Raw genomic sequence first — 5969 nt, 5'->3', positions numbered from 1 at the left:
AGATAACTTGCAGACTGCGCTTCTGAGAATACTTTTTCTAAAGCACCGAAATAAGCAAAACCAAAAGTATAATCGAATCCAGCATCGTAATGATTGGCTCTTGAACCTTCGGCCATTAAAATCATTCTTTGGTTTTTGATTTTACGGATTTTAGTTATTGCTTCTGACCAGAAAGTTACAGGAACAAAATCGGCAGCGTCACATCTGAAACCATCAATATTGGCATTATAAACCCAATAAGACATGGCATCGATCATGGCTTTTTTCATTTCTGCATTAGTATAATTTAATTGTGCAACATCTTGCCAGTTGGTTCCTGGCGGAATTGTAATGTTTCCGCTGGCATCTTTCTGGTACCAGTCTGGATGTGTTGTAATCCATTGATTATCCCAAGAAGTATGATTGGCAACCCAGTCTAAAATTACCGCCATATTTTTGCTGTGTGCTTCTGTAACTAGAGCGCGTAGGTCTTCTAAGTTTCCATAATCAGAATTAACGGCTTTATAGTCTTTAATTGAATAAGGAGAACCTAATTTTCCTGCCATTTTTATTTTTCCAACAGGATAAATAGGCATCAGATAAATGACGTTTGCACCTAATTTCTGAATGTCTCCAAGTCGTTTCTGAACGCCTTTTAAGTTTCCTTCTGGACTGAAAGAACGTACGTTTACCTGATAAATTACGGCATCTTCATTGGCTGCAACTTTATCAAATGGGGATCCATATTGCTGATATTCGTTTTCTGTTCCCGTGTTTGGATCTGGTTTCGGATTTTCTTCAGAAGAACTGCACGATATAAAAGCTAAAGAAAGCAGTAAAGCAAGAAAAATGTTGGCATTAGACTTCATAATTTTAGAATTAAATTTGATAGAATTTGAGCTTTAGTTTTTAGATAACCTGCCTTTTGCTCAGAAAGGCAGGTATCACTCAAAACTAATCTATCATGTATGAATATGTTAGATTATTTTTTAACTATAGTGCAAGTTGCTGTTGCAGGATAGCCATTTGTGTTTGGATCTGTTTCATCAATCGTGAATGTAACGTCGTAAGTTCCTGCTTCTGTAATGGTATAAGAACCTTGATCGTCACGATTAATTGTATTTGTTGTAGCATCTTTTGGTCCGTAATTAACATCCCATTTGTTGTTCAATCTGAATTTTAATGCTCCAGGAACCAAATCTGCTGTTACTTTCCATGTTTTTGTCTGATGATCATAACTCATCGGTGTGCTGTTATCCCATCCGCCAGTTTGAGCTGTTCCAACAATTCCCCAAGCATAAGCTGTTGCAGACCATTTTAAAGTATTAAGATTTACTTTAATTTGATAAGAACCTTCGCCAGGCATTTGTAAATCTGTTGTATTCATTTTTTGGATGTTATCGCCACCACTAGAACCATAAAATTCTTCCCAGTTTCTAGCAGTATTTACTTTAAATCCTGTTCCATAACCTGGAAGAACTGAGGCATAACCTTGGTAAACGCCTTTTTCAATAGCAGTTAAAACTGATGCAGTTTCAACATTCCATTCGCCTTGGTAAGATCCTGGCATGTAAATTTCGCCAAAAACAATTGCTTTTTCGTAAGGAGTAACCGTTAATTCAACATTTTTTGAAAAAACTTTTCTGTCCATTTGAGCTTCAACACGTACAATAAGTTTGTTGGCTTTATCTGCAGGTAAACCTAAATCTGTTGCAATTTTATTGAAATCTCTAACTGAAAAAGTTTTAGTCAAAACATCTTGTCCTACTTCAATACGAGTTGCATTTAGCCATGCATTTGAGCCTGTAATATCTGAGGGAACATCAAATTGTACTGCATATGTTACAGGCGCTTCAATAGGAAAAGTAACTTTATCCCAAGAAATGGTAATTGCATCTGTATCTGCATTGTCTTCCAGAAGCACAAAAGTGGTACTTGGTGTAATTTTTATTTCAGATGGGAACTGAACATCTTTTAGATAGGTCAATTCGGCATCATTTTCACAAGCAGCTCCAACAATAAGCAAGGCTGTAAGTGCAAATAATCTATTTATATATTTTTTCATATGTAGTTATTATTTGTTTTAAAGTACCATGAGACTGCCGAACTTCTTTTATTGAATTTATTTTTGAGGAACGGCAATTTCATATCAAGTACTTTTAATTAGTAACCTGGATTTTGTTTAAGACTTGGATTAGCATTTAAAGCAGAAGTTGGAATAGGATATATTTTTCTATATTCTTCTGAACTTTCCATGAATTGTTTTGTCGATAAGAAAGTACCAAAACGAATCATATCTTGTCTTCTGTGACCTTCCCAGTTCAATTCTAATCCTCTTTCGTTATAAATATCAGTTAGAGTTGGCACATTATCCAAAGCGCCTAAACCAGCACGTTGTCTAACAGCATCGATAGATGGTTTTGCAGCGGCAGGATTATTTAAACGAACATTACATTCTGCCATCATTAAAAGAACATCTGCATATCTGTAAATAGGAAAGTCGTTTGATGCTCCTCCTCCGTTTCTTGGAGTTGCTGGATAGAACTTAACGTTACGAACACCTTCTTGCGCACCAGCTCCAGGATTATCCAATGAACTTATATCAAGAGTGTAGTTTGTTCCGCCTGGTTGTTCTCCAATTAAGAATTGCTTTTTACGAATATCATTGTCAGTATATTTTAGATAAAAATCTTTTGGAACAATTGTACCATTCCATCCGCTGTATCCAAAAAGAGCTTGGCAGTGAGGACCGTATAAACTTCTAACTGTAAAAATATTTCTAGACACAACATCTACAGTAGTGTATATAGAAAGGATAGTTTCGTCATCTGGTAGCACATCACCAAACAATTCATAATACGTATTTCCAAGCGGACTTGAAGCATTGTTTGATGCAGGGTGAAGATTAAAGTTTCCTTCAGAAACCTTTTGACAAGTGGCTAAACACTCAGCCCATTTTGCTTGTCCTGTATAAACTTCTGCATTTAAGTATACTTTTGCTAATAAGGTATAAGCAGCCCATTTATTGAAACGCCCGTAATAATTTCCTCCTTTTGTTCCAGAAAGCAATTCTACATTTTCGGTCAATTCTTTTACAATGAAATCATAAACTTCTTTACGACTCACTTGCGGAATTTTATCTACGGTTGTGTTATTGTCTGTGTAGAAAGGAATGTTTCCGTAATCGTCCATTAATAAATAATAGAAAAAAGCGCGCAATACTTTAGCTTCTGCAATCTTTGACGCATCGGCTTTGGCGGTTTCCAGTTGAGAAACAGCTAAATTGGCAGCGAAAATAGATTTGTAAAGCCAATTCCAAGTATTGTTTACCATTAAATCTGTTGGAAGCCATTGATGCATGTAAACACGAGCAAAATCCAACTGCCAATCACCTGTATTTCTATGCGGAATAACTTGTTCATCTGCCGACATACAGTTTAAATCGTACCAGCCGTTATCAGCTCCAGCATAACCCTTTCCATCCCAATTTCCTCCAATTTGGCCATAAACACTGGCAAGGGCGACATCAGCACCTTCGGGTGAATTATAAAAATCGTTCTGAGGGTATTTATCGTACACATTTTCATCAATATTGGTGCAACCAACAAGAGACAGGAAAGTTAAACTCCCTAGTATTAATATATTTTTGATTTTCATTTCTTTTACTATTTAAATTTTACATTTAAACCTATAGCGATACTTCTTGTACGAGGATAAATTCCTCTATCTGCACCAAAGTTGTCCTCAGGTTTACCACTTCCACTCAAAGTTACCTCTGGGTCTATACCAGAATAGTTGGTAATAAGTAAAAGATTGTTTCCAGTAAGTGAGATTCTAACAGATTCGATGTATTTAACATCTGTGAAACGAAAATTATATCCAGCAGTAACATTTTCTAGACGCAAGAATGAACCATCTTCTAAATACATATCTGAGGCATAAGGAGAAGAATAAATACCTTCGTCTACAGCACTTGCTAAAATGTTAGATTTACCAATATTTTCAAGACGGCTTATATTGGCACGTACTTGGTTATAGATTTTATTTCCTCCCGAACCTCTCCACAACATTGAAGCATCAAAATTTTTGTGGACAAAAGTTGGATTAAATGCATAAGTATATTTTGGTAATGCGGATCCGCTAATAACTCTATCTGGGCTTCTGTCACCTTGATCAATTATACCATTTCCATCACGATCTTCAACAGTTTCAATTCCTGCAGCATCTACACCTGTATGATGTAAAATATTGTAAGTTCCAACAGGCTGCCCTTTTATTAAATAAGAGTTAGCGCCATTTGCTCCCCAAGCAACATAATCTGTGTTTAAAGGAACGCCATTGATGCTTCCGCTTAAATTAAGCACTTCGTTTTTTATTAGCGAAACGTTTCCTGCAAGTGTAAGAGTTGTATTTTCATTTTTAATTACATCATAAGCAAGAGAAACTTCAAGACCTTTATTCAAAATACTTCCTACGTTTGCCTTAATTTTATTGTAAGGATATGGAGGCTGAGGTACTGTATAATCAAATAATAAATTATCAGTTGTAGAAGTATAAACATCGATAGTTCCTCGTAATCTACTTTCTAACAAAGCAAAGTCAAGACCAATGTTGGTTTGTTTTTTTGTTTCCCATTTCAAATCAGGATTTGCATTTTGGCTTGGAAAAAAGTTTGTGATTTGCTGACCTCCAAAATAAATTGTTGAAGGATCTCCAAGTCCAACTAATGCAATTGAACCTTGTGGCAATAAATTTTGCTGATTTCCTGTAACTCCATATCCTGCACGTAATTTAAGCTCATTAAATAGTGTTTGGTTTGCCATGAATGACTCCTTGGTTACTTGCCAAGCTACAGAAGCAGAAGGGAAATAACCCCATTTTTGATTAGATCCAAAAACAGAAGCACCGTCTTTTCTTAAACTTGCCGTAAATAAATAACGATCTGCATAAGAGTAGTTAATACGATTTAAGAAAGAAACTAAAGTTCTATCTGATTTAGACGATTTCATATCTCCAGGAAGAACTTTAGAGAAATCTCCAAGCTGTAGACTATTATAAGTTGTTATGTCGTTAATAAAACCTCTTATTTGAGAATAATTATCTTGGTATAATTGTTTTTGCCATTCGTACAAAGCCAAAACATTAAGGCTGTGAGGACCAAAAGTCTTTTTGTAATTCAGGCTAATATCCATCAATTTTTCATTTTGTCTGCTATCTGTGATATTAGCAAAGCCTTTTTGATCAATTGCGTGCGAATCTGTAGATTTTGCAGGATCATAAAAACCTATAGTTTTATTGGTTTTTCTCCAGCTTCCAAACCATCCAGCTGTTAAACCATCAAATAAATCTAAGTCAGCTTTTAAACTTCCAAATAAATTATCAGCCTCAGACTCATTTATAATTTCCTGTTGCGCAGCGTATGGATTTAAGTATTGAAAAACGTTTGGATCTGTAAAATACGTTCCGTCAGTATTAAAGACAGGATCAGTTGGGCGCATTAAATATGCATTTGTAATTAAGTTAGAAACATAATTTACACGTCCGATAGATTGAATACTAGATGTTGTAAAATCGGTTCCGTTGTTTAAATTATAAGTCAGTTTTAATTTTCCGTCTAAGGCAGTTTGTGATGCCTGAACACGGGCAATGTATTTTTTATTGTTTGAGTTAATTACAACCCCATCTTGCAAAATCGCACTAATTGAGGCTCTATAACTAAATTTATCAGCACCACCGCCAAAAGACAAAGTATGGTTTTGAGTTACTCCAGTTTTAGTCAAAAGACCATACCAATCTGTGTTAGAACCGTGATTTGCAGATGCAGGAACACCAACTTTTTGTGCAGCTTCCCACCATTGATTTGCATCTAGCATATCCAATTTTTTTGGGATAAAATCAATAGAAGTATTTCCAATATATTCTATAGTAGTTTTGCCTGCTTTATTTTTTTTAGTAGTAACCATAATTACACCAGAAGCACCTCTAGAACC

General features: G+C 35.4%; 4 protein-coding genes. All 4 read right to left on the bottom strand.

Annotation, left to right across the window (positions count from 1 at the left end; genetic code table 11):
- Positions 1-848 (bottom strand): alpha-amylase family glycosyl hydrolase (locus tag B3J44_RS22170; protein WP_286971486.1); only part of this gene is annotated, 848 nt, incomplete at its 3' end.
- Between the two features lie 113 nt (positions 849-961).
- A complete protein-coding gene (locus B3J44_RS22165; protein WP_286971485.1) occupies positions 962-2044 on the bottom strand; it encodes a SusE domain-containing protein in 1083 nt (360 codons plus the stop codon).
- 98 nt (positions 2045-2142) lie between these two features.
- The gene (locus B3J44_RS22160; protein ID WP_286971484.1) at positions 2143-3636 is read right to left on the bottom strand and encodes a RagB/SusD family nutrient uptake outer membrane protein; all 1494 of its coding nucleotides are present in this window, start codon (positions 3634-3636) and stop codon (positions 2143-2145) included.
- An 8-nt stretch (positions 3637-3644) separates the two neighbouring features.
- Positions 3645-5969: SusC/RagA family TonB-linked outer membrane protein (locus B3J44_RS22155; protein ID WP_286971482.1), on the bottom strand; the 2325-nt coding region annotated here is incomplete at its 5' end.

The sequence above is a fragment of the Flavobacterium sp. UBA4854 genome (assembly GCF_002399805.1).
GTDB lineage: Bacteria > Bacteroidota > Bacteroidia > Flavobacteriales > Flavobacteriaceae > Flavobacterium > Flavobacterium ginsengisoli.
This window is presented reverse-complemented; position numbering and strand designations above follow the sequence as displayed.